Source organism: Marinomonas foliarum (assembly GCF_016906065.1).
Taxonomy (GTDB): domain Bacteria; phylum Pseudomonadota; class Gammaproteobacteria; order Pseudomonadales; family Marinomonadaceae; genus Marinomonas; species Marinomonas foliarum.
Window position 1 is genome coordinate 41844 of record NZ_CP070273.1, and the last position, 25999, is coordinate 67842.

A 25999-nucleotide genomic window follows, 5' to 3' on the forward strand; every position below is an offset into this window, starting at 1 on the left:
TAATAAATAAGCGGCGTTTATTTTCGTAAAGTACGTTTTACTAAATATCTGATAATCTAGACAACCATTTTCCTAACTGAAAGCCCATTTTATCGCTGAGCTTTTGCGCGGCGGCTTTTAGTTCTTTGGCATTATTGTTGTTCATTCTTTTGCCTGCGATGATCACCCAGTTACCACTTCCCGTATCTAAGGCTCTAACATCGTTAAAGTGCTGTTTAATCACCGCGGTGAGGTCATGGTTATTCTTTTGATCAATCCAGCAGTTTAAGGCTAACCAACCATCTTCCTTAATGTTTTTGGCGCAGTTTTCAATGAAGCTTGTCTGGAGGACGGCGCGATCCATTCCCTCGGTGTTATAAAGGTCCGTCATTAATAAGTCGACTTTCTTGGGTAAACCTTCTTCCATGTAATCAATGCCATTGGCGACTTCTAAACTAATGCGTTTGCCTCTGGGTAATTTGAAATACATTTCCGCCGCGTCCATGACTTCTTGGCGTAGTTCTACAGCAGTTATATGAATAGCTGGAACCGTATGGTGAAGGGCATTAAGCAAGGTGCCACCTCCAAGCCCTAAAATGCACACTCGTTTTGGTTCACAAAACAACAAGGGAAGCATCATGGCTTGGGTGTATTCGTGTTGCAAAATGTGGGGCGTAGAAAGGCGAATACGACTTTGTTCATCGCCATCGGCAAAAGACAGGATGCGGTATTGGCCATCATCAAATATGCGAATAGGGCCAAGTTCATCGGCGCTGTCATGTATTAACATAGTGTTCCTTGATAAAAATAGATAAGGCTCGAAGGTCGAGCCTTATTGATAAATCTTTAGTATTTTAAATTACTCGACTTTTGCTTCTCGAAGATGTCTCAAGATAGCTTGCACTGGATGAGGTATAGCGACATCATCAAAACGCTTTGCTTGGCTGCGACAAGAGTAGCCAGTTGCCACTAGTTTTCCGACCAGCTCTGGATCAGTAACTTTTTCTTTCCACGACAAATTATAAATGGTTTTCGAGGTTTCTTTATTCGCGGTTTCATGGCCATAGGTCCCCGCCATGCCACAACAACCGACGTTTTCGATTTTTAATTCAAGCCCTAAAATACTATAGACTTTTTGCCAGTCTTGAAGAGATGCTGCGGCATTGGTTTTTTCAGTGCAGTGAGTCATTAAATGGTAAGTGGAGCTATCGCACATTAAAGGTTGTTTAATAAGGTGTGCGCTTTTCTTCATTAGCCATTCTTGCATCAATTGAATGTTAGGGATTTGTCGAGTATCGCTAAAGGCTTTGCTGTATTCCGCTCGATAAGTCAACGTCATGGAAGGATCAATCCCGATAAAAGGCAATCCATAGAAAGCCAAGCTTTGTAGCATATCTAAGTTCTTACGCGCCGTGCGGTTAAATGCTTTCATGAAGCCGTTTACATGCAATGGTTTGCCATTAGGCATATAAGGGGCAAGGTAAGCTTGAAACCCCAATCGACTCAACGTCTCCATCGTATCCAGAACTAATTCTGTTTCAAAATAACTAGTGAAAGCATCTTGTACGACAATAACGGCGCGAGATCTGTCTTTTGGGCTCAAGGCTTCAATCGCCAATGGCGTGGCCAAACGAATACCACGGCGTGACATTTCTTTTTTTAGATTGAGCTTGCTCAGTTTTGGATTGTCGGCCAAACCTATGTATTTGCTACTGAAGTGATTCACCCAACTACGGCTTACCAACCAATTGTATGGCTGCGGAAATATCGCCATGGTTGGCATCATAAATTCTAGCGAGCCAATAAGGTAATCCTTAGCAGGTCGCAAATAGCGACTGTAGTAAAGCTCTAAGAATTTCGCTCTAAAATCTGGAACATCAACTTTTATTGGGCACTGTCCGACACATGATTTACAGGCCAAGCAGCCCATCATGGATTCATGAACTTCATTCGAGAAGTCATATTCCCCACGACGTTTTGCTAGGGTGTTTTTTAGTCTTGGTAAGAAGTTGAAAAAGACATTGCTGTGTTTAGCGTCTTTGCTTGCTTTTACGGTATCCACGCCTTGTTGGCTCATGCCACGAAGCCATTCACGCATTAAAGAAGCACGACCTTTTGGCGAGTGGCGACGATCTCGGGTGCCTTTCCAAGAAGGGCACATGGCATCATTTGGATCGAAGTTGTAACAGGCTCCATTACCATTACAGTACATGCCTTCTTGAAATTGATCACGGTTCTGAAGCGGAATCTGACGGTCAAATTGACCTCGTAATGGAACCGCATCTATCTTTAATAAATCTACACCGAGTTCAAATGGTGTGGCGATTTTGCCAGGGTTTAATTGGTTTCTTGGGTCGAATGCTGCTTTCACTTGCTGGATACTGGGATAGAGCTCACCGAAGAAGGCTGGAGAATATTCCGAACGGACGCCTTTGCCATGTTCACCCCATAATAAACCCTTGTATTTCTGGGTGAGCGCAACTACTTTGTCGGTGATTTCGCGGATCATGGGCTCTTGGGATTCATCTTTAAGATCAAGCGCAGGGCGAACATGCAGAACACCGGCATCCACATGACCAAACATGCCATATTGCACCTTGTAGCTGTCTAGAACTGCACGAAATTCCATAATGAAATCGGCAAGGTTTTCAGGAGGAACGGCGGTGTCTTCAACAAATGGAATAGGGCGTCTTTCTCCCTTAGCGTTCCCAAGCAGACCAACCGACTTTTTACGCATTGCCCAGAGCTTGTTAACGTTTTCATGCCCCATGGCAATAGTGTAACCAAGAGCGCTACTACCGCCTTGTTCAACTAAGGCGTCAAGTTTGCCAGTAAGCACTTTGATTTTGTTGGCAACGTCTTGTTCATCATTGCCAGTGTATTCGACTAGATTAATCCCTTGGATATTTTCTCCCGCTTTTTCTGGGAAAAATTCAGCAACAGAATTCCAAACGATATCGCCTTTTGCAAGACCGAGTACTTTCGAGTCGACGGTTTCGATAGAGGTTGGCTTGGCGGCGAGCAGCTCACGAGCATGACGAAGTGAGCCTTCAAAGCTGTCATAGCGAATATTGACTAAGGCCGCATAAGTAGGAATAGCCAGAAGATTTACCTTGGCTTCGACGATAAAACCTAACGTGCCTTCTGATCCACAAAGCACCGAGTTCATATTGAATTGGCCATTTTCTGTGCGAATATGAGCCAAGTCATAACCAGTTAAACAGCGGTTAAGTTCAGGGAAGGTGTCTTTGATCTCTTGAGCTTTGCTTTTTTGAATGCTATCGACAACACGGTGCGCATGAGCGGAATAGTCACTACCACTTTGTATGTCGGCCAGTGTTTTATCATCAATGGGGGCTGATTCTAGTAGATGTCCGTCTAACAGCACGGTTTTCAATTCAAGAACATGATCGCGTGTTTTCCCATACATTACCGAACCTTGTCCGCTGGCGTCGGTGTTGATCATACCGCCAATAGTCGCTCGGTTGCTGGTCGATAACTCTGGTGCAAAGAATAAGCCGTGAGGTTTAATCGCTTTATTAAGTTGATCTTTTACTACGCCAGCTTCGACACGAGCCCAACCTTCCTCAGCGTTGATTTCCAGAATTCGATTCATGTACTTGGATAAATCAATCACCAAACCATCGGTTAACGACTGGCCGTTAGTACCAGTACCGCCGCCTCGCGGGCTTAACACTACATCGATATATTCTTCTTGGTTGGATAACTGCACCAATAACTGAATGTCTTGGGTGTTTTTAGGAAAGATAACCCCTTGAGGCAAGACTTGATAAATGGAGTTATCAGTTGAAAGAACCACACGGTTGGCATAATCAGGATTGGTGTCTCCTGAGAATCCTGAAGCTTTCAGGCGTTCGATGAAAGAAAGGTATTTGGCCTGAATGGGCGAGACTTCAGAAAGCTTTGGAATCATGTTTCATCTCCACAATTGATGAGTGTGCAGATTTTAACAAACAACTGAGTTCTAAAGGGATATTTTTATGGTTCTTCGTCGTCTCTAAAGATATCTTCTATGAATTAGCTAAACCAACTTGAGGGCTTTCATCTAGCTAAAATACCTACACTGTAATTGGGGACAGAGAAAACTAAATAGTCTCCCTAGCTAATCCCTCTCCATGCTATCCTTTTTTATCTTAAAGTATATGAGAAAGGAGTCTCCATGCCACGCCGTGCGGTTGGCGTAAAAATAGGGATGATGGCTGATTGTAGAAATTTAATTTTACTCTGACCCGAATTATTCCCTGGCTATGCGGGGATATCGTCCAGAGAGCATTTAATAGGTATCCTATCCACACTGTCCATATACACTTCCTGCTTTAAATCCAGCCGATTTCAGAATAACTTTCCTGAAACTGGCTGTTTGTTTGTTCATTTCTTACGATTTTTTTCAGAAAAAATCAGCTCGAAAATAAATACTGGTTAATAATTAATCTGTTTTCCGCTCAAATTATGTGGCTGCTTCTCCAAACGTGTCGAATAATTGTAATGAATAATTGGGGGCAGGTCTTTTTTTGCCTTTTAGTATTGAGCCTGATCATAAAACTACCCATCTAGAGATAGTTGGGTAGTTTTAATTCACCTACAGGCTTAACGCTGATATTTTAGATATTAACGGCAATGTTATTTAATTTGGCTATGGCCTCACTCGGTAAAATCAACTCTGCTGCGGCTAAGTTTTGTTGTAGATGTTTAGTTGAAGATGTTCCTGGTATTAATAGAATATTAGCTGAACGCTGAAGCAACCAAGCCAAAGCGACTTGCATTACTGTCGCGTTTAGCGATATCGCAACTTCTTCTAAAATGGATGATTGTAGTGGTGTGAAGCCGCCAAGTGGAAAGAAAGGTGTATAGGCAATGCCTTCTTTTGCAAGCAGATCAATAAGTGCATCGTCTCTTCTGTGCACTAGATTGTACTGGTTCTGCACGCAAACAATTGGTGCGATACTGCGTGCTTCTTCAATTTGATTTGCAGTAACATTACTGACACCTAAGTGATTTATCAGACCTTCTTTTTGTAACTCGGCAAGTACGGAAAATGGTTCTGCAATAGAGCCTTCGGCTGGGCCATGAGCATCAAACATAGCTCGCAGATTGACTACCTCGATTTGTTCTATGCCAAGGTGGGTTAGATTATCATGTACGGCTTGAATAAGTTCAGGCTTTGAAAAAGCGGGCAACCAATCGCCTTTCTCATTGCGAACAGTACCAACCTTAGTCACCAATGCTAGTTCTTTAGTATAAGGGTGTAATGCCTCACGAATGATTTGGTTCGTTATGTGTGGGCCGTAAAAATCGGAGGTGTCGATATGGTTAATGCCACTTTCTATTGCGGCTTGAAGGACTGCAATGGCTTCTTTTTTATCTTTAGGTAGACCAAAAGCACCGGAGCCAGCCAACTGCATAGCACCGTAACCCATTCGGTTGATTGTTTTATTACCGAGCTTGAATGTACCAGCTTGTTGAATGTTAACCATGATGATTTTCCTATGTGAGATGTTGGTTAGGTGGTCTATTCTAAGTTGCATCACTTTGTGCGACAATCCCATTTAATCAGAACGTGTTGTGCGAGATTTAGAACAATGAAGGCATCTATGAATGACATTTCGGCATTTGTTGCTGTTGCTAGAGCTGGTGGTTTTCGTGAGGCCGCAAGAGTAGAAAATATAAGCGCTTCACGTTTAAGTGATGCCATACGACGCTTAGAAAGGGAGTTGGGAGTACGATTGTTTCATCGTAATACTCGCAGTGTTGTCCTTACGGAAGTCGGTTTGGTTTTGTTAGAACGTATGAATCCTGTTATGAATGAATTTGATTCAGCGTTAGATATGGTCAATCTATATCGTGATAAACCCTCGGGTAAACTTCGTCTTAACGTACCTGTTAGTGCCGTAAAATTAATATTGCCAGCTATTGTCCCTGAATTTTTGGAGGCCTATCCTGATATTGAACTTGAAGTGACGGCGGAGAGCGATGCTATCAATATTATTGATGCAGGTTTCGATGCTGGTATTCGTTATGACGAGCGACTAGAACAGGATATGATTGCTGTGCCTATAGGACCACGTCAACAACGATATGCATTAGCCGCAGCGCCTAAATTATTAGATAGGTTAGGTCGACCAGCTCACCCTCGTGACCTATTGAATTATCCTTGTTTAACGGGTCGGTTTCGATCAGGGTTAGCCAACACTTGGGGATTTGAGAAAGATAATGAAGTTATAGAGATCAAAGTTTCAGGTCCTTTAGTGGTTAATATAGGTAGCGTTCTAGATCTTGCTGTTGATGCAGCTGTTGCTGGCACGGGTGTTGTTTATTTGTTTGAAGAATGGCTACAGCCTTATTTTGACTCAGGGCAACTTGAACCTATTCTTGACAATTGGTGGTTGTCTTTTAGCGGGCCGTATTTGTATTATTCTGGTCGAAGATTAGTGCCAACTCCCTTACGAACATTTATTGATTTTGTAAAAAGTAGGGATATAAATTAAAAATGCGTCTGCATACTCTCCTTCAAAGGCTGCGAACGTATTTACAGAAAAGCCAAACTAGGGCTCGGATAATTATCCGCACGGGTGAATGTAAAGGCGTAAAAATAGTGACAATGGCTGATCGAGATTTAATTTTACTTTGTCCCCAATCAATTCTAGTTGAAAAAGTAAGTGATAACGGGTTTAAAGCTCATGTTAATATGAAAAGCATGTGCATTTTTTCAAATGAGTATGCTTGTGTCTTGCATTCAGTCAATCGTCCTTCCACCAGCCTTTCTTTATTCGTCTGGTGCTCAGCCTTCAGATATTCAATACGAGTTAGACATCTACCGTGGTGACCTCGAACACCCGAATGCGCCGGGAAATAAATGGCATAAGCTCCAACACCACCTTAAAGCCGCCAAGGAACAAAACACCTCTGTCATTGCGACTTTTGGTGGGCCGTTTTCGAATCATCTTCATGCTTTTGGCGCTACGCTCAAAGATTTGCCGTTTAGAGCGGTTGCTGTCGTAAGGGGGGAGCTTCAGCCTACACTCACTCCGACTCTAAAAGATTTGGTGTCTGCTAGTGTTGAGTTATGGCCTTCATCAAGATCGGATTATCGTCTTGGAATGGATGCACAAGTCGTCAGCAAAATAAACCAGCTCTACAGTAATGTTTACTGGATTCCAGAAGGTGGCGGTGGTGAGCTTGGCGCCATGGGTTGTCGTGATTGGGCGGATAATATTAGTGCCATCGATGATGCTTATGATGCGTGGGTGGTATCGTCTGGTACAGGCACAACCGCATCGGGCTTGTTGGCAAATGCCAATACGCCAGATTTGCATGTGTTTAGCGCATTAAAAGGTGAGCCCGCTCAGCGAGATTTGATTTTAGATTTGGCTGATGGATTAACTCTAAAATCTATAACTAAAGAGCGGCTTGATGCCAAGTTTTTCTTCCATTCAGACTGTCATGAAGGTGGGTATGCTAAACAAAGTCCAGTTCTAAAGTCCTTCATATCAGAATTTGCCCGTGCAAACCCCAATCATCCACTTGATCCTGTTTATACCTGTAAAAGCATGTTTGCTGTTTTGAGTGCCATGAAAGAAGGTTCATGGCCATATCGTCGTACATTATTTATTCATACTGGTGGTTTGCAAGGCTGGCGAGGGTTTTCAAAAGATACTAATCCCTTTACGTACTCTTAACGAGATGGCGATAGTCGACGTCTTCATGTTAAAGTTGCCCAACTTATGTAAAACCCACATGAAAATAAAAACCGTTATACATACTTTAGTGGGTTGATTTGTTGACATCGATAAACGGGAAGAGAATGACACATGAGTCTTTTTAGACGTGTTGGTATTATTGCTCGATTAGATAAACCTCAGATTCTTGATACGGTTAAGAAACTGATGGAGTATCTACAAGAAAAAGACATCGCTCCGGTGCTTGAAGACCAATTGGCAACCATGATGCCTGGTGTGAAAGTCGCCTCATCGGCACTAAAAGAGTTAGGTGATCATTGTGACTTGGTCATGGTAGTGGGAGGTGACGGAAGTTTCCTTGGTGCTGCTAGAGCAATCTGTAATTACGACATTCCTGTATTAGGTATCAACCGAGGTACGTTGGGGTTTTTAACCGACATCTCGCCACACAATCTTCAAGAAGAATTAGACCCTATTTTTCGTGGCGAATACCATGAAGAAAAGCGCTTTATGATTGAAGCGAAAATCAAGCGTCAGAATCGTCCTAGCGGCGAAGGTATTGCGCTCAATGATTTGGTTCTTCACCCTGGTAAATCTGCTCGAATGATTCGTTTTGACTTGTTCATAGACGATCAATTTGTCATGAACCAAAAGTCAGATGGTCTTATTGTCGCCACGCCGACAGGATCAACCGCTTATGCGCTGTCTGCTGGTGGTCCAATTATGCTGCCGAAATTAGATGCTTTGGTTCTAGTGCCCATGCACCCACATACGTTAAGTAATAGACCTATAGTAATTGATGCAAATGCCAATATTCGCATTGTTGTATGCGAATCAAATCTAACGTATCCAAGTGTGAGCTGTGATGGCCAGCTTAATATTACCGCGGCACCAGGGGATGAGATCCACATCTCTAAAAAAACGGGTGGAATTCGACTAATACACCCTAAAAACCATGATTTTTACAATGTGTGTCGTGACAAGCTAGGTTGGCAATCCAGTTATCGCGCTTAATATATTGGGTTCTGGTTAAATTTTATTATTTTGTAAACAAATCCTTTTAGGGGCTGCATGTATTTTGTTTATCAGTTCAAAGAAACAGAAGACCCTAAAGGGTTAACCGAAGCTTTGTGGCATCATAAAGTGGCACATCAAATTCTGTTCAAAGATGGCCATAATGAGTTGTGGGTATTGGATCCAAGCCAGCTACCAACCGTTGAGCAGCTTATGACTATTTGGAAGGGTGATCCGGCTTTGTTGCAGCAAGCTCAACCCGCTACGGTGACCAGAATAGCCACTAAAGGTGGAATACTTTCTCAGCTCAAACTCTCGCCAGTAACAACAATCTTATTACTGTTAACCTTATTAGTAGCGGTAATTACTCAACTTGGTGGCGACATCAAAACAGTCGGTTACTTTTCTATTAGTCCATTCGAGATTAGAAATGGTCATATTTATTTTTATGATTTATCTGAAGTGTTATCTAAAGGTGAGTATTGGCGTATTTTCACTCCTACATTATTGCATTTCAGCGTGCTACACATTGTTTTTAATACACTGTGGATTTGGGAAGTTGGCAGTAAATTAGAGCGTATTTTAGGGTCGATTATTTGGAGTGTTGGGGTTGTCATTATTGCGGTATTAAGTAACGTCTTACAGTACGAAATAAGCGGTTACCCATTATTTGGCGGCTTGTCAGGCGTGGTATACGGTTTAATTGGTTTTGCTTGGCTTTTACCTATTTTAAACAAGCGCTGGCCAATCATTATCAGCAAGCAGCTAATGCTGTTTTTTATAATTTGGTTAGGGGTAGGTTATACACCTTTCCCAGAAATGATAGGGCTTGGCAGTATTGCCAATACGGCTCATACCATCGGTTTGTTGTCAGGGTTAGTGCTTGGTGTTGTTTACTGGCTTACGACCAAACACCGTCATAAATAGTTCAATCAGTTTAAATTTTATCTTTTAATTATAGGCTTGGCCTGCTTCAAAGCAGGGAGATACAAAATGAATTTTAAAGAAATGATCGACAATATGTCGCCAGAAGTATATGTCAAACTAAAGCAAGCGGTAGAGCTTGGTAAATGGCCGAACGGTGTGAGATTGACACCTGAGCAAACAGAATTATGTCTACAAGCTGTTATTACTTATGACTACAGCAATAAAGAAGAAAAAGATCGTGTTGGTTACATCGACACCACAGGTCATAAAAACGTCGGTAAAAAAGATCCAGCTAAAGAGCAAGACACCATTAAATGGGTTGGCGATGGTCCTGAGGGACAAGCTTGATGTTGCAGGGTAATCTTAAAAAAATGTCGACAGAGGTTCGTGATGGACAAGTGTATTATCATCTGAATCTAGGCAACGATCGTGTACTGGTTAACGATTTGTTAGGTAAAAAAGTCTCTTTGCATCTTGATGGAACGATTCATTGTGTAAATTGTGGCAAGGTGACCAAAAAATCGTTCAGCCAAGGCTTTTGCTTTAATTGCTTTAGAAAGTTGGCCGCTTGTGACACTTGTATCATGAGTCCAGAAAAGTGCCACTTTCATCTAGGTACTTGCCGAGAACCTGAATGGGCTGAGCAGTATTGCATGCAAAGCCATTATGTATATTTGGCCAATTCATCGGCGTTAAAAGTCGGTATTACCCGTGGTGATCAATTACCCACGCGTTGGATAGATCAGGGTGCCACCCAGGCTAGAGCCTTGTTTAGAGTACAAAACCGAAGAATGTCTGGTTTAGTCGAAACCTTATTTAAAACCCAAGTGGCGGATAAAACCAATTGGCGCAACATGCTCAAAGGGTCGTCTATCGAAATGGATCTTGAGCAAGAGCAAGAGCGTTTAATTGATCGACTTTATGAAGGTCTAGACTCCTTGCAACATGAGTTTGGGTTGCAGTCCATCACCGATTTATCCGATGAAAATGAAACTCATGAATTTACCTACCCAGTTTTAGAATACCCAACCAAAATCACCAGCCTTAACGCAGAAAAAACACCGCACATTGAAGGCACTTTGATGGGCATAAAAGGCCAGTATTGGATGCTAGACACAGGCGTGATTAATATTCGTAAATACACCGGTTACCAAGCGACATTGACATTCTAGGAGATAAGAACAAATGAAAGAGAGTCAGCCATCAGCGATTTATTTAAAAGATTATAAAGTTCCTCCTTTTCTTATTGATAAAACAGAACTCACATTTGATCTAGACGAAGCGACAACCATTGTTACTTCACGCCTACATATGCGTCGCAACCCTGCATTTGGCAAATCAACAGCGCCTTTGGTTTTGGATGGCGGCGAAGACGTTAAATTGATTGGTGTTGCCATGGACGATTATGCCTTGCCACCAGAAGAGTACCGCATCAGTGAAGACAAACTAATTATTACAGCAACGGCGGACGAATTTGTTCTGACTTGTGAAACCTTAATTGAGCCACAAAACAACACACGCCTTGAAGGCTTGTATCGTTCGTCTTCTATGTTTTGTACTCAATGTGAGGCCGAAGGTTTTCGTCATATTACCTACTATCTAGATCGTCCCGATGTCATGTCTGTGTTTACCACGACCATTATTGCTGACGAATCGCGTTACCCTGTAATGTTGTCTAATGGTAATGAAGTTGAACGCGGTAAAACGGATGAAGGTAAAACTGTTGTTGTTTGGCACGACCCATTCCCTAAACCTGCTTATCTTTTTGCTTTGGTTGCGGGTGATCTTGCGGTAAAAAATGACGTATTTACCACGCAAAGTAAGCGCGATATTAAACTGCAAATCTTCACCGAGTCTCACAATATCGACAAAGTCGATTATGCGATGGAAGCACTAAAACGCTCTATGCGTTGGGATGAAGAAACCTATGGACGTGAATACGATTTAGATATTTTCATGATTGTTGCCGTCGATGATTTCAATATGGGTGCCATGGAAAACAAAGGGTTGAATATTTTTAATTCATCTTGTTTGTTGGCTAGTCCGGAAACCACAACGGACGATACGTATTTACGCGTCGAAGCCATTGTTGCGCACGAATATTTTCATAACTGGTCTGGTAATCGTGTTACTTGTCGAGATTGGTTCCAGCTAAGTTTAAAAGAAGGTTTTACTGTTTTCCGTGACCAGACTTTTTCCGCTGATATGCATTCAGAAACCGTAAAACGTGTGGAAGATGTTTCTTTTCTGAAAACCGCTCAATTCGCTGAAGATGCTGGCCCAATGGCGCATCCTGTGCGTCCGGCTTCTTTTATTGAGATATCCAACTTTTACACGCTGACTGTCTATGAAAAGGGATCTGAAATTGTTCGCATGATTCATACCTTGTTAGGCGCAGAGAAATTTCGTGCAGGATCTGATTTGTATTTCGATCGTCACGATGGTCAAGCGGTGACTTGTGATGACTTTGTTGCTGCTATGCAAGAAGCTTCTGGTTTTGATCTTTCTCAATTCAAACGTTGGTACTCTCAAGCGGGTACGCCGATTGTTACAGTGACAGACAGTTTTGATGAAGCAACGGGCACGTATCGTCTAGCGATGAAGCAAGATACGCCAGCCACTCCAGGTCAGCCAACAAAATTACCACTGCACATTCCTGTGCGCGTTGGTTTACTTGACGAGCAGGGTACTGTCGTATCCTCTGAAGTAAACGGTGTTGTGGCAGAAGATCACGTTCTGCACCTTACATCCAGTGAGCAAGAATTTGAGTTTAGTGGTTTGACTTCTAAGCCTGTACCATCTTTGCTAAGAGGCTTTTCGGCACCAGTTAAATTACGTTATGACTATTCTTCGAAAGATCTATTGTTACTACTGTCTTCCGATTCGGATGGTTTTAATCGTTGGAGCGCCTCTCAACAATTGGCAGTTAATGAGCTGACCACGCTGATTAATCAGGCAATTGAAGGGAAAGAATTATCAATAGATTCTCAGTTAGCTAATGGTTTTAAAGGTTTATTAGCTGATAAAACGCTAGACCCAGCTATGGTTGCCTTGATTCTTGCTTTACCGAGCCAGGCGTATTTGTCTGAGCTAGCGAATCCAATTTGCCCTGCGGCAATCAAGCAAGCGCGCCAATATTTAAAAGCTCAATTGGCTAATGCATTGTCAGCCGATTTTGAACGCGTTTACCGCGAACATAAAATCCAAGGTGAGTACCAAGCCACAGCGAAAGATATAGCGCATCGTTCAATTAAGAATATTGCTTTATCTTACTGGGTTGAAACAAACAGTGAGCTTGCTCAGCAAGAGGTAGTGACGCAGTTCCAAGCAGCAAATAACATGACTGATCAATTTTCTGCGCTGTCTATTGCTGTTAACTCACAGCACAAGCAAGCAGAAGAGCTATTGTCTGCATTCTATGAACAGTGGAAAGCGCAACCATTGGTAGTGAATAAATGGCTGATGTTAAGTGCTAGCCAAGATCAAGAAAATGCTTTGGAAACAGTACAAGGACTAATGGAGCATCCAGCTTTCGATCTGAAAAATCCAAATAAAGTGCGCTCTGTTTTAGGGGGCTTTGGTCAAAGTGTTGCGGGGTTCCATAATGCTGACGGCAGCGGTTATCGCTTTTTGGCGGATCAGATTATTGTGCTAAATAAACGTAATCCACAAATTGCTTCTAGGCTCTGTACGCCATTAACTCGCTGGAAAAAAATGCAGCCTGAGCTAAGTGCAAAAATGAAAGCAGAATTAGAGCGCATTTTAGCGGAAGATTTGTCAAAAGATGTTTATGAAGTAATTTCTAAAAGTCTTGCTTAATAGCTAACAGTACTTGTAGGTGTTAACTAAAGCCCTTGCGGAATTTTCCTCAAGGGCTTTTTTGTTGTTTCTTTGATATGGTTTAAATAGCTGTCTTTACTACTTCTTTGCATTCTATACTTAATTCTGGCATAAGAGTGGTAACCTATTGTCGACCTTGAGTTTATTAAGGAGCGAAAAATGAAAAGCAATACAACAAAGATTATTCCAATTGCTTTAGGATTATTACTATCTGCCTGTAGTACAACTTCTAGCCAGCAATCTACATCTTCTACGGAAAGTAATGCCGCTGAGCTAACATCTGCTGCAACAGTAAAACCACCTAGCAATGATTCAAATGCTGAACTTATTCAAAGTCTCCAGACTCAACTAGACAATAATAAAGCACAGCTTTCTAAGCTTAACCAATCTCTTGATGAAAAAGACAGGCTAATTGCTTCTTTACAAAAAACAGCACCAAATGCTGAAACCCTCGCAACGCTAGAGAAGCAAAAACAATCCCGAGCAGAACTCGAGTCTCAATATTCAGCTTTAAAATTGGATAATGAGTTATTGCGCCGTCGTATTAGCCAGCTTGAAAATGAAAATGTATCGCTAAAGCAGCAAGTCGCCAGCCTTGAAACGATGCCATTATCACAAGAGGGATTTAAACAAAGCTACCTTGAATTATTAGGTGAGCATACGGAGTTGCAGGAAAAATACTCGAATCTTCAAACAGATAACAAAGCGTATCAAAAGCAGTTATCTGACCTTAAACAAGAAAACACACTTTTAGCAGAGGAATTATCAGATGCCCGAGCTCGACATCAAGCGCTATCGGATAGAGTTCGTTCTTTAAATGATAACCCGGAACTACCGGATTCCACGGCACAAATTCTTGTACCTATTGATGAAAACGCCATATATGAGCGTAACAATGCTCAATGGCGCGCCGAGCTAATTAGCCTTCGAAACCAGGTCGCAGAACAAAAAGCACTTATTGAAGAATACAAAAATGATATTGTTAACTTAGAAGCAGCATTAGACGAGGGCGCTGCTTATGAGCAGCGCTGGAGAGCTTTAAATGCGAAGTTGTCTCAAGCTCAGCAAAATAATGCCACGCTGGCTGCTCAGTTAGAAGCAACTGAAAAGTCACTGAGTACAACTGAATCTGAGCTTAGTACCGTTTCAGCTCGACTTGCCAGTACTAAACAAGCACTTCAGATTAATGAGAACAGAGGTATTTCCGTTACTGCAACTATCGAAGCATTGCAGTCGCAATTGAGTTCGAGTTTGCATAATGTACGTTGGCAACTACCTGATGAAATGGCGTTACATAATAACTTTGAAATTTTAGTTTCTGCTGATGCTCAGCCATCTTTATCTGGCCAAACGTATCAAGCAGAGCTTGTTGTAGACAGTGACATTCAGATAATTAGCGATCGAGTTGCAAGTTCCATAGTGCAAAATGGTCGGTTGCAGTGGCGCTGGCGTGTAGCAGGATTAAATGAAAAACCAGACGCACAGCTAAATTTGTTTGTAAGACAGCAAATTAATTTCCAAGATCAAATTATTCAGAGACAGATTTATCGTGGCAACGAAACCTTATCTTTAATCAATACCAACTTGTTTGATAAATACGGTTATTGGGGTGTGGCAATTTTACTTGGTCTGATCGGTGGCTTCTTGATCGGGCGAATTAATAAGTCGAAAAGCAACCAAGAATTGAACTCTTAATATCACTAAGGCTTTCTTAAAAAAGCGAAGTTGACCTTGATTGGTTGGCTTCGCTTTTTTTCTTTCCTCGAATCATTCAACTCCGCATTACTTTTTTTCAACGCGACAAGCTCAACTTTTCGGTATAGTACCATTGCATATTATTTTTTGAGGTGGTGAGCGTGGTAAAGTCCGATTCGTATTCTATTATTGAGAAACGACTAGCTGAAAACGTATTGATTCTAGATGGCGCCATGGGCACCATGATTCAGGGATATAAATTAGAAGAACAAGACTATCGCGGCGAGCGCTTTGAAGATTGGGAAAGTGACTTAAAAGGCAATAATGACCTTCTTTCATTGACTCAGCCAAAGATCATTAAAGACATTTACTCCAGCTATCTTGCTGCTGGCGCGGACATCATTGAAACTAATACTTTCAATGCCAATTACATCTCCATGCTGGATTACCACATGGAAGATCTTAGCTACGAGCTAAATTTTGAATCCGCTCGATTAGCTCGTGAAGCCGCTGACGAATTTACCAAGCAAAATCCAAGTAAACCTCGCTTTGTTGCTGGAGCTGTTGGTCCGACTAGTCGTACTTGTACAATTTCTCCGGATGTTAACGATCCAGGTTTCCGTAATATACATTTTGATGAGTTAGTTGACGCTTATACAACGGCCGTTGATGGATTAATCAAAGGTGGCGTAGATATTCTGCTAATCGAAACTATCTTCGATACTTTGAACGCAAAAGCCGCTATTTATGCAGTTTTAGATTATTTCGAAAAAACGGGTGTTCGTTATCCGATAATGATTTCCGGCACTATTACCGATGCCTCAGGGCGTACTTTATCCGGTCAAACCACGGAGGCTTTCTGGAACTCTATTTCTCACGCTAAACCTATTTCTGTTGGTTTAAACTGTGCGCTAGGGCCAAAAGAGCTACGCCAATACGTAGAAGAGCTTTCGCGTATTGCCGACACTCACGTATCTGCTCACCCAAATGCAGGCCTACCTAATGCCTTTGGCGAATATGACGAATCGCCAGAGGAGATGCTTGAAGAGATTCAAGGTTGGGTTGATTCAGGATTTTTGAACATAATTGGTGGTTGTTGTGGTACAGCCCCTGAACACATTAAGACTTTCGCAACGGCCTTTGCAGAAGCAACACCACGGGTCATTCCAGAAATTGACAAAGCCTGTCGCTTATCAGGCCTCGAGCCATTTAACATCGATGGCGATAGCCTGTTTGTTAACGTCGGTGAAAGAACCAACGTGACCGGCTCGGCCATGTTTAAACGTCTTATCAAAGAAGGTGATTTTGACACCGCTTTGGATGTCGCTCGTCAGCAAGTGGAAAACGGTGCGCAGATAATCGACATCAACATGGATGAAGGCATGTTGGATTCGCAAGCTGCAATGGAGCGCTTTCTTAAGCTCATCGCGTCTGAACCGGATATTTCTCGTGTGCCTATCATGCTGGATTCTTCGAAGTGGGAAATCCTTGAAGCGGGTTTGAAATGGATTCAAGGTAAAGGCGTCGTTAACTCTATCAGTATGAAAGAGGGCGAAGATAAATTCCGCGAACAAGCGCGTAAGCTAATGAAATACGGCGCTGCGGTTATCGTCATGGCCTTTGACGAAGTCGGTCAAGCGGACACTCGTGCTCGTAAAATAGAGATATGTCGTCGTTCATACCATATTTTGGTGGATGAAGTTGGCTTTCCACCTGAAGACATTATTTTCGATCCAAACATCTTCGCTATCGCTACAGGTATTGAAGAACATAACCGATACGCTTTGGACTTTATCGAAGCAACAGGCGATATTACTCGCGAATTGCCTTATGCCAAGGTGTCAGGCGGTGTTTCAAACGTCTCTTTCTCGTTCCGTGGTAACAATCCAGTACGTGAAGCCATTCACGCGGTTTTCTTATATCACGCGATTAAACAAGGCATGACAATGGGTATCGTTAACGCAGGGCAACTTGCCTTGTATGAAGATATCCCAACAAAATTGCGTAATGCAGTTGAGGATGCTGTGCTTAACCGTACGCCCGATGCCACAGACAACTTGTTAGCAATCGCTGGTGAGTTTGCAGGAAACGGCGAAGTCGCAGAAAAAGAAACGCAAGAATGGCGTGGTTTACCCGTTTCTGAGCGCTTAAGTCATGCGTTGGTTAAAGGCATAACCGAATTTATAGATGATGACACTGAAGAAGCTCGTTTAGCCTTTGCGCGTCCGTTAGAAGTCATTGAAGGTCCATTGATGGATGGTATGAGCATAGTTGGTGACTTATTCGGTTCCGGTAAGATGTTCTTGCCTCAAGTAGTGAAATCAGCGCGAGTAATGAAAAAAGCCGTAGCCTACTTGATGCCTTTCATTGAAGAAGAAAAGCGTCTCAATATGGATACGGCTTCATCCAGCAACGGCAAAATCGTTATGGCGACGGTGAAAGGCGACGTACATGATATTGGTAAAAACATCGTTGGTGTTGTATTGCAGTGCAACAACTTCGAAGTGATCGATCTTGGTGTCATGGTGTCGGCGGAGAAAATCCTGCGCACAGCAAAAGAAGAGGGCGCAGACATGATCGGCTTGTCTGGCTTGATCACGCCATCGTTGGATGAAATGGTGCATGTTGCCAAAGAAATGGAGCGCCAAGGCTTCGATTTGCCCGTCATGATTGGCGGTGCGACAACATCAAAAGCCCACACAGCAGTAAAAATTGAACAAAACTATAAACGCAACCAAGTCGTTCATGTGACTAATGCGTCTCGTAGTGTTGGTGTGGCCAGCGCCTTACTGAGTAAAGATAAAGAGCGTTACCAAAAATTTGTCGATGAAATTAAAGCGGATTACGAGAAAACACGTATTCGTTATAAAGATCGCGCTAAAGCGGGTCGCCGTGTTTCTTTGGATAAAGCGCGCCAGAATAAAGGCCCAATCGCATTTGATGGCAGCAATGTTGTCCAGCCGAACAAACTTGGCATCACCGTATTAACGGAAAGCGATATCGACCTAAACCTAGTTAAAGACTACATAGATTGGACACCTTTTTTCCAAACATGGGAACTTGCAGGTGCTTATCCTCGCATTCTTACTGACGACGTGGTCGGTGTTGAAGCCACCCGCGTGTTCCAGGATGCCTTAGTCATGCTGGATGAAGTGATTGCGAGTAAATCGTTGCAAGCAAGAGCGGTTGTTGGCTTATTCCCTGCTAACCAAGCAAACCATGATGATATTGAGATCTATGCAGATGAATCACGCAACGAAGTGATCGAGCGCTTGTCTTTCCTGCGTATTCAAAACGAACTGACGGCCCCAGGTAAATACAACCATAGCTTAGCCGATTTTGTTGCACCAAAAGAAAGTGGCGTCGCAGATTATATCGGAGCCTTTGCTTGTGCGGCAGGCTTTGGTATCGATCCTTTGGTAGCGAAATACGAAGCGGATCATGATGATTACAATTCCATTATGATTAAGGCGGTTGCAGACCGTTTAGCTGAAGCGACGGCTGAGTATTTACACGAAAAAGTTCGTAAAGAGTATTGGGGCTACGCTGAAGTAGAAGAATTAACAAATGAACAATTGATCAAGGAAAAATACCAAGGTATTCGCCCAGCACCTGGTTATCCAGCTTGCCCAGACCACACTGAAAAAGCCAAGCTTTGGACGTTGTTAGATGTAAAAGAAAAAATTGACATGGAAATCACGGAAAGCTTTGCCATGCTTCCAACCGCCGCAGTAAGTGGTTGGTATTTTGCTCACCCTGATGCGACGTATTTCGGTGTTGGTAAAATTGGCCCTGACCAAGTGGATAACTACGCAGAACGTAAAGGTATGAGCAAAGACGATGCGGAGCGTTGGCTAGCGCCTAACCTTGGTTACGACCCAGAAGACGATAGAATTTAATTCACCTTGTGAAAGCCTTATTTGCTCGAGCAAATAAGGCTTTTATTTTCAGCACCAAGAGGCGTTATGTCAAAAGCAATCAAAGATCCAGAAAAACATCAGCAGCGTATGCAAAATATCAAAAAGCATGTTGATCAGCGTATTGCTAAGGCCCAAGAAGATAAAGGCACTTTTGTTCTTTTGACGGGAAATGGAAAGGGCAAATCTAGTTCGGCATTGGGAATGGTTGCCCGTGCACTTGGGCATGATATGAAGGTCGGAGTGGTTCAATTTTTGAAGGGAGAATGGAACACTGGCGAGATTGATTTCTTCAAACAACAAGCAAATGTACGATGGGAAATTATGCCTTCGGGCTTTACTTGGGAAACACAAAATAGGGAAGCAGATATTGTCTCTTCGGAAGAGGCATGGGCAAGTGCTGTGAGCATGCTCAATGACACTACCGTTGATTTGGTCGTGCTAGATGAGCTGACTTATCTATTGCACTATGAATACCTTAACGAAGATGATGTGTTAAAAGCCTTAATGTGTCGCCCTGAAAACCAACATCTTGTTGTGACTGGTCGTGGCGCTTCTGATGCCTTGATTGAGCTTGCTGACACAGTGAGTGAGATAAAAGAACTTAAGCACGCCTTTAAACGGGGTATCAAAGCGCAAAAAGGTCTGGAATTTTAGGGGCTTCTACCTTTATAGTGGGGCACATAAAATTATAAACATAAAAACGTATATTCTTTCTTAACGAAATAGAGGTATTTATGGCAACAATTGAGCGCATGGAAGTAGGTCAACGCATGAGCCGGATCGTTAAACATAACGAGACTGTGTATTTATGCGGCCAAGTGGGTGCGGATGCAAATACGGATATCACTGAGCAAACTAAAACCATGCTAGAGAAAGTTGACGTCTTATTAGAGCAGGCCGGTTCAGACAGATCTTATATCTTATCAGCAACAATTTATCTTCGAGATATGAAAGATTTTACAGAAATGAACGCTGTTTGGGATTCATGGATTCCAAAAGACCACGCACCAGCTCGAGCTTGTGTTGAGGCGAGACTAGCAAGAGCTGAATTGTTAGTAGAGATCTCGGTTGTCGCAGCCATCAAATAAAGATAATTACGATTATTAACCGACAGTGCGACCAAGCTTTAGTCGGTTAATTTCTTTTCACAAGCACATCATGCTCAACCAAAGCATTACTTAGTACTCGTATGGTTCTTGCCATATCCCGCGATAAGTTCATTAGCAAAATACCAAAATCAAACGGATATTGGTCATGGAAGTCACTAAATAACTGACTTGAAATTTCCAACAATAAAGAATCTTCTAAAGCATATAGACTGCCCACACGCTCATGCAGAGCAATCATGGACACGAAGCCAATCGCTTCACCAAAACAAATGGTCCGAGTTCGTAACTTCTTATCATCATGCTGTTTATAAAAATCTAACCTACCATGTAAGACAGCATGAAAACTTCCACCTTGGCTGCCATAAGAAAAAATCTCATCGCCTTTTGTTACTTTGTGCAAAACACCTTCGTCTAGTAAAAATTGGATAGAGGGGTTTGATAAAGCACCAAAAATTGAGCCCTCTTTTAAGTGTTCTGGCGATACATCATACTGTGAATCTACTGCTAAGACGGTTTCCATATCTCTCTCCGTCAGTGGTTATAAATATATCATCGGCCATGAATTGAATTTCTAAATAGCCAACTTATACATTAGTTTTAGCATTACCTAGCCAAAAGGTTAGTGTCATTTTGTATTCTGTTTGTGGGTTATTGACTCTATATGTAACAGTTAGTTCGCGCTTTTTTTAACAATAAGCACTTTCTTCCTTAAAGAGTCACTTCATTCTGTGCGATAATGCGCCGCATAATCTTTGCTCTTATGATGACAAACAAATAAAAGCAAAAACACTTACCTCATGATAAACGGAAGAATGCTTTGTTAACGACGGCTAATATCACCATGCAATTTGGTGCAAAACCTCTTTTTGAAAATGTCTCTGTCAAGTTTGGAGAAGGAAAGCGCTACGGTCTAATCGGTGCCAATGGATGCGGTAAATCCACCTTCATGAAAATTCTAGGCGGTGACCTAGAGCCAAGCGGAGGAAACGTATCTAAAGACCCAAATGAGCGTCTGGGTAAATTGAAGCAGGATCAGTTCGCCTACGAAGAATACTCCGTTATTGATACTGTCATTATGGGCCACACAGAGCTTTGGGCAATTAAGTCTGAAAAAGATGCTATCTACGCAAACCCGGAAATGACAGAAGCTGATGGTTTACGCGCTGGAGATCTTGAAGCTGAATTTGCTGAAATGGACGGTTATACGGCCGATGCCCGTGCCGGAGAGCTTCTATTAGGCGTGGGAATTCCTACAGAACAGCATTATGGTCTGATGAGCGAAGTCGCTCCTGGTTTAAAGTTACGTGTTTTACTTGCTCAGGCTTTGTTCTCTGATCCAGAAATCCTATTACTAGACGAACCAACCAATAACTTGGATATCAATACTATCCGCTGGTTGGAAGGTGTTTTGGTCGAACGTAACTGTACCATGATCATCATTTCCCATGACCGTCACTTCTTAAACTCTGTATGTACTAACATGGCAGATTTGGATTACGGTGAATTGCGTTTATTCTCTGGTAACTACGATGAATACATGACGGCGGCGACTCAAGCGCGCGAACGTCTGTTATCTGACAATGCTAAGAAGAAAGCACAAATTAACGAATTGAAATCATTCGTTAGTCGATTCTCTGCCAACGCCTCTAAGTCAAAGCAAGCGACTTCACGAGCTAAACAGATTGATAAGATTCAACTAGAAGAAGTAAAACCTTCTAGTCGTCAGAATCCATTTATTCGTTTTGAGCAAGAGAAAAAATTACACCGTATGGCAGTGCAAATTGAAAACGTTGCCAAGTCATACGACGAAGAGCTATTTAGTGGCTTGAACATGATGGTGGAAGTCGGTGAGCGTATTGCAGTTATCGGTCCGAACGGTATCGGTAAAACAACCTTGCTAAAATGTTTGGTTGGTGACACAGATCTAACCAGAGGTGATGTTAAATGGTCCGAAAATGCGAATATTGGTTACTACGCTCAGGATCATGCTCATGAATTTGAAAAAGACGTCGATCTAATTGAATGGATGGGTCAATGGGGACAAGAAGGGGATGACGAGCAAGTTATTCGTGGCACTCTAGGTCGTTTACTTTTCTCTCAAAACGACATTAAGAAATCTGTGAAGGTACTTTCTGGTGGTGAACAAGGTCGCATGCTATTTGGTAAGTTGATGCTGCAAAAACCTAACGTTCTAGTTATGGACGAGCCGACTAACCACATGGATATGGAATCTATCGAGTCTTTGAACTTGGCGCTTGAAAACTATCCAGGCACTTTGATTTTTGTCAGTCATGACCGAGAATTCGTTTCATCCTTGGCGACTCGTATCGTAGAAGTAACGGAATCTGGTATCGTCGATTTCCATGGAACATACGACGAATACTTAGCGAAACAAGAAGTGTAAGCATTCGACTAACCAAGTATGGTGTGTAAAAAAGGAAGGTCAAGCGCCTTCCTTTTTTGTGAGTTGAGAAAGTAGTGCTTTATGCTTTTCGCCTATCTACATATTTCTCCGGCTCTCTATATTCAAGAACCTCAATGCTGTCATCCAATTGAATACTTCCTGTATTCATTGCAATCATATTTACTCCAAAAGTAACACCGTCCTTACCCAGCAATCTAAACTTACCTAGTGTTTTCAGTGGTTCACCTTTTCCTATTCGTTCTGCTGTTTTCGGATTTAATGTTGTGAAAATACAGCGAACACAGGGCTTTACGTTTTCAAACTCTACTTGCCCAATACGAATTCGCTTCCAGCTGTCTTCTTCGAATGGATAATTCCCCTTTACAACCAAATTAGGTCTGAATTGCATCATGTCTATGTCTTTAGGGCAGCTACGATTAAGCTCTTCGAGTGACGCTTCACTTGTTAAAAGAAATGGATAGCCATCAGCAAAAGCCACTGGCACGTCAGGCCTACGACTGGTAAAACGCTCTGATGCTCCGCCAAAATGAACAAGCTGTACAGGTTCTCCGGCCACCTCGCTAAACCAGTCATTTATGTTTTCACTGGTTGTTTGCCCTTGTAGTACATCATCCCACACAGTTACGCTTTTATATTGCTCAGCAAAAATAGATGGGCTAATAACAATATTGTGAGGCATATCAGGGTGTGAAAGGGACCATTGCTCCTCACCAATAACTTCAGCAGACACTAGAGTGATATTCGGGTGTTCTCGCCCTGTAATAAACAAACCATTTGGCTTCACGAGCATGTAGCGGCGATCTCCAAAAAGGCCAGTCATTTCGACATTGCTGCTTTCTAAAGAAATACCTTGGATAGATTTTATCGGATAGATAACGAGTCCACTTAGGGTGTAAGGCATGAAAATTCCCTTTTTGTGCTGTAGATAAAAAATAAGTCATTATTATTGCTCAACGGGAAAGTCTTTCCAATAAAAAGCCCCAGAAAATCAATTTCTGAGGCTTTAGTGTGCTTGCAATTTGAACGCGTAGCTTACAAGTAGTATGAAGCCAGAGGCGGGAAACCGTTAAACTCTACAGCACTGTAAGTTGTTGTATAGGCACCGGTTGATAACCAGTACATGCGATCACCAATTGCTAGATTCAGTGGCAGGCCATACTTGTAGTTTTCGTACATGATGTCTGCGCTATCACAGGTTGGCCCTGCAATAATCACTTCTTCCAGCTCACCGCCTTTATCTACGTGAATTGGATATTTGATAGATTCATCCAATGTTTCAATAAGGCCAGAAAATTTACCAACATCGGTAAATACCCAGCGATTTAATGCTGTGTGTGATTTACGAGAAATCAAAACAACTTCACTCACTAGAACGCCTGCATTAGATATCAAAGAGCGACCTGGCTCTAGAATGATACGAGGTAAGTCTGTACCAAAATCTTCTTCCAAGAAACGTTTGATTTCTTCTGCGTATGTTGCCAAATCATTTGTACGAGCAATATAGTTAGCAGGGAAACCGCCACCCATATTAATCATCTCTAATACAATGCCATCTTCTTCTTTCAAGCGTTCGAAAATTACTTTAACGCTAGCAATTGCTGCATCCCATGCGCCGATATCACGCTGCTGAGAACCAACATGGAAAGACACGCCATAAGGAACTAATCCTAACTCTTTCGCAAGTACAAGTAGATCCATCGCCATATCAGGACGGCAGCCAAACTTACGTGAAAGAGGCCAATCAGCGGTTACCGTTCCTTCTGTCAAAATTCGAACATAAACACGTGAACCAGGAGCTGCTTTTGCGATATTACGCAAATCCGCTTCTGAATCTGTCGCGAACATGCGCACACCTTTTTCATAAAAGTACCGAACGTCCTTTGCTTTCTTGATGGTGTTGCCGTAACTAACTTGCTCTGGTGTGATACCGCCAATTGCAAGCAGCTTATCTAATTCATAACGTGATGCCACATCAAAGTTTGACCCGCGATCACGAAGTAGAGTTAAAATTTCAGGTGCTGGATTTGCTTTAATTGCATAAAAAATATCAGCAACCGGAAAACCCTTTGTTAATTCTGTATAGGCTTCATCAATGATATCAGTATCGATAACAACAAAAGGGGTGTCTTTGGTCTCAGCAAACGCTTTAAAGCGAGCAAAGCGCTCTGGTGTGTAAAAAGAATTGACGTCAATAGTCATGGGCAAAAAGCTCCTTAATTATGCAAAACATAAACCGATTTAATAAGTAAACGCCTTTACCTTCTCCCGTCCTACTTATGGCTGTTACTTATCCGGCTTTATTGGCCTTAAGCGACTAGCGCAGCAGTTGAAGCGGTGCGGATTATGTTCAGCAATGACGCGGGCGAAATTTAAGACGCAGGACGTCTTTGGTCAAGTATTTTTTCATATTTTAGACCAAAAAAAAGAGACTGTGATCATCTCCTTTTTATTTAGGGGTTTTACTGCCTATTTCAGACCAGATCGAGCCTGAAAATAATGTAATCCGCTGCCGATAATCAAAGCTGAGATAAAGTAAAAACCTTCAGCAGGATTGTTGATCAAAGCAGTTAAACCTGGACCGGGGCAATATCCACTTAACCCCCAACCAATACCAAAAAGTACTGAGCCTATAATAAGCTTACTATCTATATGACGTAACGATGGCACTTGCCATTTATTCGATAAAAGTGGCTTAATTTGTTTGTTTTTAATGATGTAACCAAGCATACCAACAGCAATAGCACTGGCCATCACTATGAGCAGTGATGGGTTCCAGTTACCAAAAATACCTAAAAAGCCTATGACAACGGCTGGGTTGGTCATTTCTGAAAATGCCAAACCTAAACCAAACAAGATACCAGTGATGAGTGTTACGATTGCAGACATGTGATTTCTCCTAATTTAACACTGCTACAGTCATAATGGCTGCCAACATAAAAGTTAATGTAGCGATAATTGAGCGCGGCGATAGTCGTGAAATCCCGCAAACACCATGGCCGCTCGTGCACCCACCACCTAACCTAGTACCATAACCGACCAATAGTCCAGATGCGATAAGCAGCCATGGGCTCCTGACTTCAGGAAAATCCACTGTTTGCTCAGTTAACGTACCGTAGGCAGCACCACCAATAATTAGTCCAACAATAAATAAGAAAGGTAGAAAGCGCTCTTTAGAAAAAAGCAATTGCGATAAAATACCACTTATACCAATGACTTTACCAAGGGTTAACAGGTAAATCGTTGTTGTTAGACCTATGAGTAAGCCACCAACTAAAGGGTTAAAAATCATGTCCATCATTCAGTCCTCATTTTTATATTAACTAATTCTAATATATCTCATAAGAAAACCCTAATATATTGTTTCTTGCTATTTTTCACCTCATTTGTACACAG

20 protein-coding genes are annotated in these 25999 nt (G+C 42.2%); 12 read left to right on the forward strand and 8 right to left on the reverse strand.

Annotation, left to right across the window (positions count from 1 at the left end; translation table 11 throughout):
* Positions 1–40: 40 nt before the first annotated feature.
* The 3 genes from JSY38_RS00230 to JSY38_RS00240 all read right to left on the reverse strand — a co-directional run bounded on the left by JSY38_RS00230 (position 41) and on the right by JSY38_RS00240 (position 5474).
* A complete protein-coding gene (locus JSY38_RS00230) occupies positions 41–769 on the reverse strand; it encodes a spermidine synthase (protein WP_114412001.1) in 729 nt (242 codons plus the stop codon).
* A gap of 69 nt (positions 770–838) precedes the next feature.
* Positions 839–3913 (reverse strand): D-2-hydroxyglutarate dehydrogenase YdiJ, encoded by a 3075-nt coding sequence (gene ydiJ, locus JSY38_RS00235; RefSeq protein ID WP_205114669.1) that lies wholly within the window; start codon positions 3911–3913, stop codon positions 839–841.
* A 688-nt stretch (positions 3914–4601) separates the two neighbouring features.
* On the reverse strand, positions 4602–5474 hold the full coding sequence (locus JSY38_RS00240; protein WP_205114670.1) for an aldo/keto reductase family oxidoreductase: 873 nt from the start codon (positions 5472–5474) through the stop codon (positions 4602–4604).
* A 117-nt stretch (positions 5475–5591) separates the two neighbouring features.
* Here JSY38_RS00240 and JSY38_RS00245 point away from each other — a divergent pair, with 117 nt between their 5' ends.
* From JSY38_RS00245 to JSY38_RS00295, 11 genes are all read left to right on the forward strand, one after another.
* Positions 5592–6485: a LysR family transcriptional regulator gene (locus JSY38_RS00245; protein WP_205114672.1), complete on the forward strand. Its 894-nt coding sequence runs from the start codon at positions 5592–5594 to the stop codon at positions 6483–6485.
* A 231-nt stretch (positions 6486–6716) separates the two neighbouring features.
* Entirely contained in the window at positions 6717–7676 is a 960-nt protein-coding gene (locus JSY38_RS00250) for a 1-aminocyclopropane-1-carboxylate deaminase/D-cysteine desulfhydrase (RefSeq protein WP_420844533.1), read from the forward strand.
* A 132-nt stretch (positions 7677–7808) separates the two neighbouring features.
* Complete coding sequence (locus JSY38_RS00255; protein ID WP_205114674.1) at positions 7809–8690, forward strand: NAD(+) kinase; 882 nt, start codon at positions 7809–7811, stop codon at positions 8688–8690.
* 57 nt (positions 8691–8747) lie between these two features.
* Positions 8748–9617, forward strand: coding sequence for a rhomboid family intramembrane serine protease (locus JSY38_RS00260; RefSeq protein ID WP_205114682.1), 870 nt, complete (start codon positions 8748–8750; stop codon positions 9615–9617).
* A 66-nt stretch (positions 9618–9683) separates the two neighbouring features.
* Complete coding sequence (locus JSY38_RS00265) at positions 9684–9965, forward strand: YeaC family protein (RefSeq protein ID WP_110572475.1); 282 nt, start codon at positions 9684–9686, stop codon at positions 9963–9965.
* A complete protein-coding gene (locus JSY38_RS00270; protein WP_205114684.1) occupies positions 9965–10789 on the forward strand; it encodes a DUF2797 domain-containing protein in 825 nt (274 codons plus the stop codon). The genes JSY38_RS00265 and JSY38_RS00270 overlap by 1 nt, the downstream gene beginning before the upstream one ends.
* A gap of 13 nt (positions 10790–10802) precedes the next feature.
* Positions 10803–13436, forward strand: coding sequence for an aminopeptidase N (pepN, locus tag JSY38_RS00275; RefSeq protein ID WP_205114686.1), 2634 nt, complete (start codon positions 10803–10805; stop codon positions 13434–13436).
* A 180-nt stretch (positions 13437–13616) separates the two neighbouring features.
* Entirely contained in the window at positions 13617–15152 is a 1536-nt protein-coding gene (locus JSY38_RS00280) for a coiled-coil domain-containing protein (protein WP_205114687.1), read from the forward strand.
* Between the two features lie 161 nt (positions 15153–15313).
* Positions 15314–19051: a methionine synthase gene (gene metH, locus JSY38_RS00285; protein ID WP_205114693.1), complete on the forward strand. Its 3738-nt coding sequence runs from the start codon at positions 15314–15316 to the stop codon at positions 19049–19051.
* A 66-nt stretch (positions 19052–19117) separates the two neighbouring features.
* On the forward strand, positions 19118–19726 hold the full coding sequence (gene cobO, locus JSY38_RS00290) for a cob(I)yrinic acid a,c-diamide adenosyltransferase (protein WP_205114694.1): 609 nt from the start codon (positions 19118–19120) through the stop codon (positions 19724–19726).
* An 80-nt stretch (positions 19727–19806) separates the two neighbouring features.
* Positions 19807–20160, forward strand: a complete 354-nt coding sequence (locus JSY38_RS00295) for a RidA family protein (protein WP_114412013.1) — start codon at positions 19807–19809, stop codon at positions 20158–20160.
* Positions 20161–20206: 46 nt separating this feature from the next.
* Here the strand turns inward: JSY38_RS00295 and JSY38_RS00300 are convergent, their stop codons facing one another.
* On the reverse strand, positions 20207–20701 hold the full coding sequence (locus tag JSY38_RS00300; protein ID WP_114412014.1) for a cyclic nucleotide-binding domain-containing protein: 495 nt from the start codon (positions 20699–20701) through the stop codon (positions 20207–20209).
* Between the two features lie 297 nt (positions 20702–20998).
* On the opposite strand from JSY38_RS00300, the gene JSY38_RS00305 reads away from it, so the two are divergent.
* A complete protein-coding gene (locus tag JSY38_RS00305) occupies positions 20999–22585 on the forward strand; it encodes an ABC-F family ATPase (protein ID WP_114412015.1) in 1587 nt (528 codons plus the stop codon).
* A gap of 79 nt (positions 22586–22664) precedes the next feature.
* Here the strand turns inward: JSY38_RS00305 and JSY38_RS00310 are convergent, their stop codons facing one another.
* From JSY38_RS00310 to JSY38_RS00325, 4 genes are all read right to left on the reverse strand, one after another.
* Positions 22665–23507, reverse strand: a complete 843-nt coding sequence (locus JSY38_RS00310; RefSeq protein ID WP_205114695.1) for an MOSC domain-containing protein — start codon at positions 23505–23507, stop codon at positions 22665–22667.
* A 131-nt stretch (positions 23508–23638) separates the two neighbouring features.
* Complete coding sequence (locus JSY38_RS00315) at positions 23639–24805, reverse strand: type III PLP-dependent enzyme (RefSeq protein WP_114412017.1); 1167 nt, start codon at positions 24803–24805, stop codon at positions 23639–23641.
* 267 nt (positions 24806–25072) lie between these two features.
* Complete coding sequence (locus JSY38_RS00320; protein ID WP_205114696.1) at positions 25073–25492, reverse strand: DUF6691 family protein; 420 nt, start codon at positions 25490–25492, stop codon at positions 25073–25075.
* Between the two features lie 10 nt (positions 25493–25502).
* Positions 25503–25904, reverse strand: coding sequence for a YeeE/YedE family protein (locus tag JSY38_RS00325; protein ID WP_239544083.1), 402 nt, complete (start codon positions 25902–25904; stop codon positions 25503–25505).
* Between the last annotated feature and the right edge of the window lie 95 nt (positions 25905–25999).

Coding starts and splice junctions, on each gene's coding strand:
- JSY38_RS00260 (WP_205114682.1), top strand. CDS start 8,748: ATGTATTTTGTTTATCAGTTCAAAGAAACAGAAGACCCTAAAGGGTTA.
- JSY38_RS00270 (WP_205114684.1), top strand. CDS start 9,965: ATGTTGCAGGGTAATCTTAAAAAAATGTCGACAGAGGTTCGTGATGGA.
- JSY38_RS00320 (WP_205114696.1), bottom strand. CDS start 25,492: ATGTCTGCAATCGTAACACTCATCACTGGTATCTTGTTTGGTTTAGGT.
- JSY38_RS00280 (WP_205114687.1), top strand. CDS start 13,617: ATGAAAAGCAATACAACAAAGATTATTCCAATTGCTTTAGGATTATTA.
- JSY38_RS00255 (WP_205114674.1), top strand. CDS start 7,809: ATGAGTCTTTTTAGACGTGTTGGTATTATTGCTCGATTAGATAAACCT.
- JSY38_RS00310 (WP_205114695.1), bottom strand. CDS start 23,507: ATGCCTTACACCCTAAGTGGACTCGTTATCTATCCGATAAAATCTATC.
- JSY38_RS00265 (WP_110572475.1), top strand. CDS start 9,684: ATGAATTTTAAAGAAATGATCGACAATATGTCGCCAGAAGTATATGTC.
- JSY38_RS00300 (WP_114412014.1), bottom strand. CDS start 20,701: ATGGAAACCGTCTTAGCAGTAGATTCACAGTATGATGTATCGCCAGAA.
- JSY38_RS00230 (WP_114412001.1), bottom strand. CDS start 769: ATGTTAATACATGACAGCGCCGATGAACTTGGCCCTATTCGCATATTT.
- JSY38_RS00240 (WP_205114670.1), bottom strand. CDS start 5,474: ATGGTTAACATTCAACAAGCTGGTACATTCAAGCTCGGTAATAAAACA.
- JSY38_RS00325 (WP_239544083.1), bottom strand. CDS start 25,904: ATGATGGACATGATTTTTAACCCTTTAGTTGGTGGCTTACTCATAGGT.
- JSY38_RS00315 (WP_114412017.1), bottom strand. CDS start 24,805: ATGACTATTGACGTCAATTCTTTTTACACACCAGAGCGCTTTGCTCGC.
- cobO (WP_205114694.1), top strand. CDS start 19,118: ATGTCAAAAGCAATCAAAGATCCAGAAAAACATCAGCAGCGTATGCAA.
- JSY38_RS00250 (WP_420844533.1), top strand. CDS start 6,717: ATGCTTGTGTCTTGCATTCAGTCAATCGTCCTTCCACCAGCCTTTCTT.
- pepN (WP_205114686.1), top strand. CDS start 10,803: ATGAAAGAGAGTCAGCCATCAGCGATTTATTTAAAAGATTATAAAGTT.
- JSY38_RS00295 (WP_114412013.1), top strand. CDS start 19,807: ATGGCAACAATTGAGCGCATGGAAGTAGGTCAACGCATGAGCCGGATC.
- JSY38_RS00245 (WP_205114672.1), top strand. CDS start 5,592: ATGAATGACATTTCGGCATTTGTTGCTGTTGCTAGAGCTGGTGGTTTT.
- ydiJ (WP_205114669.1), bottom strand. CDS start 3,913: ATGATTCCAAAGCTTTCTGAAGTCTCGCCCATTCAGGCCAAATACCTT.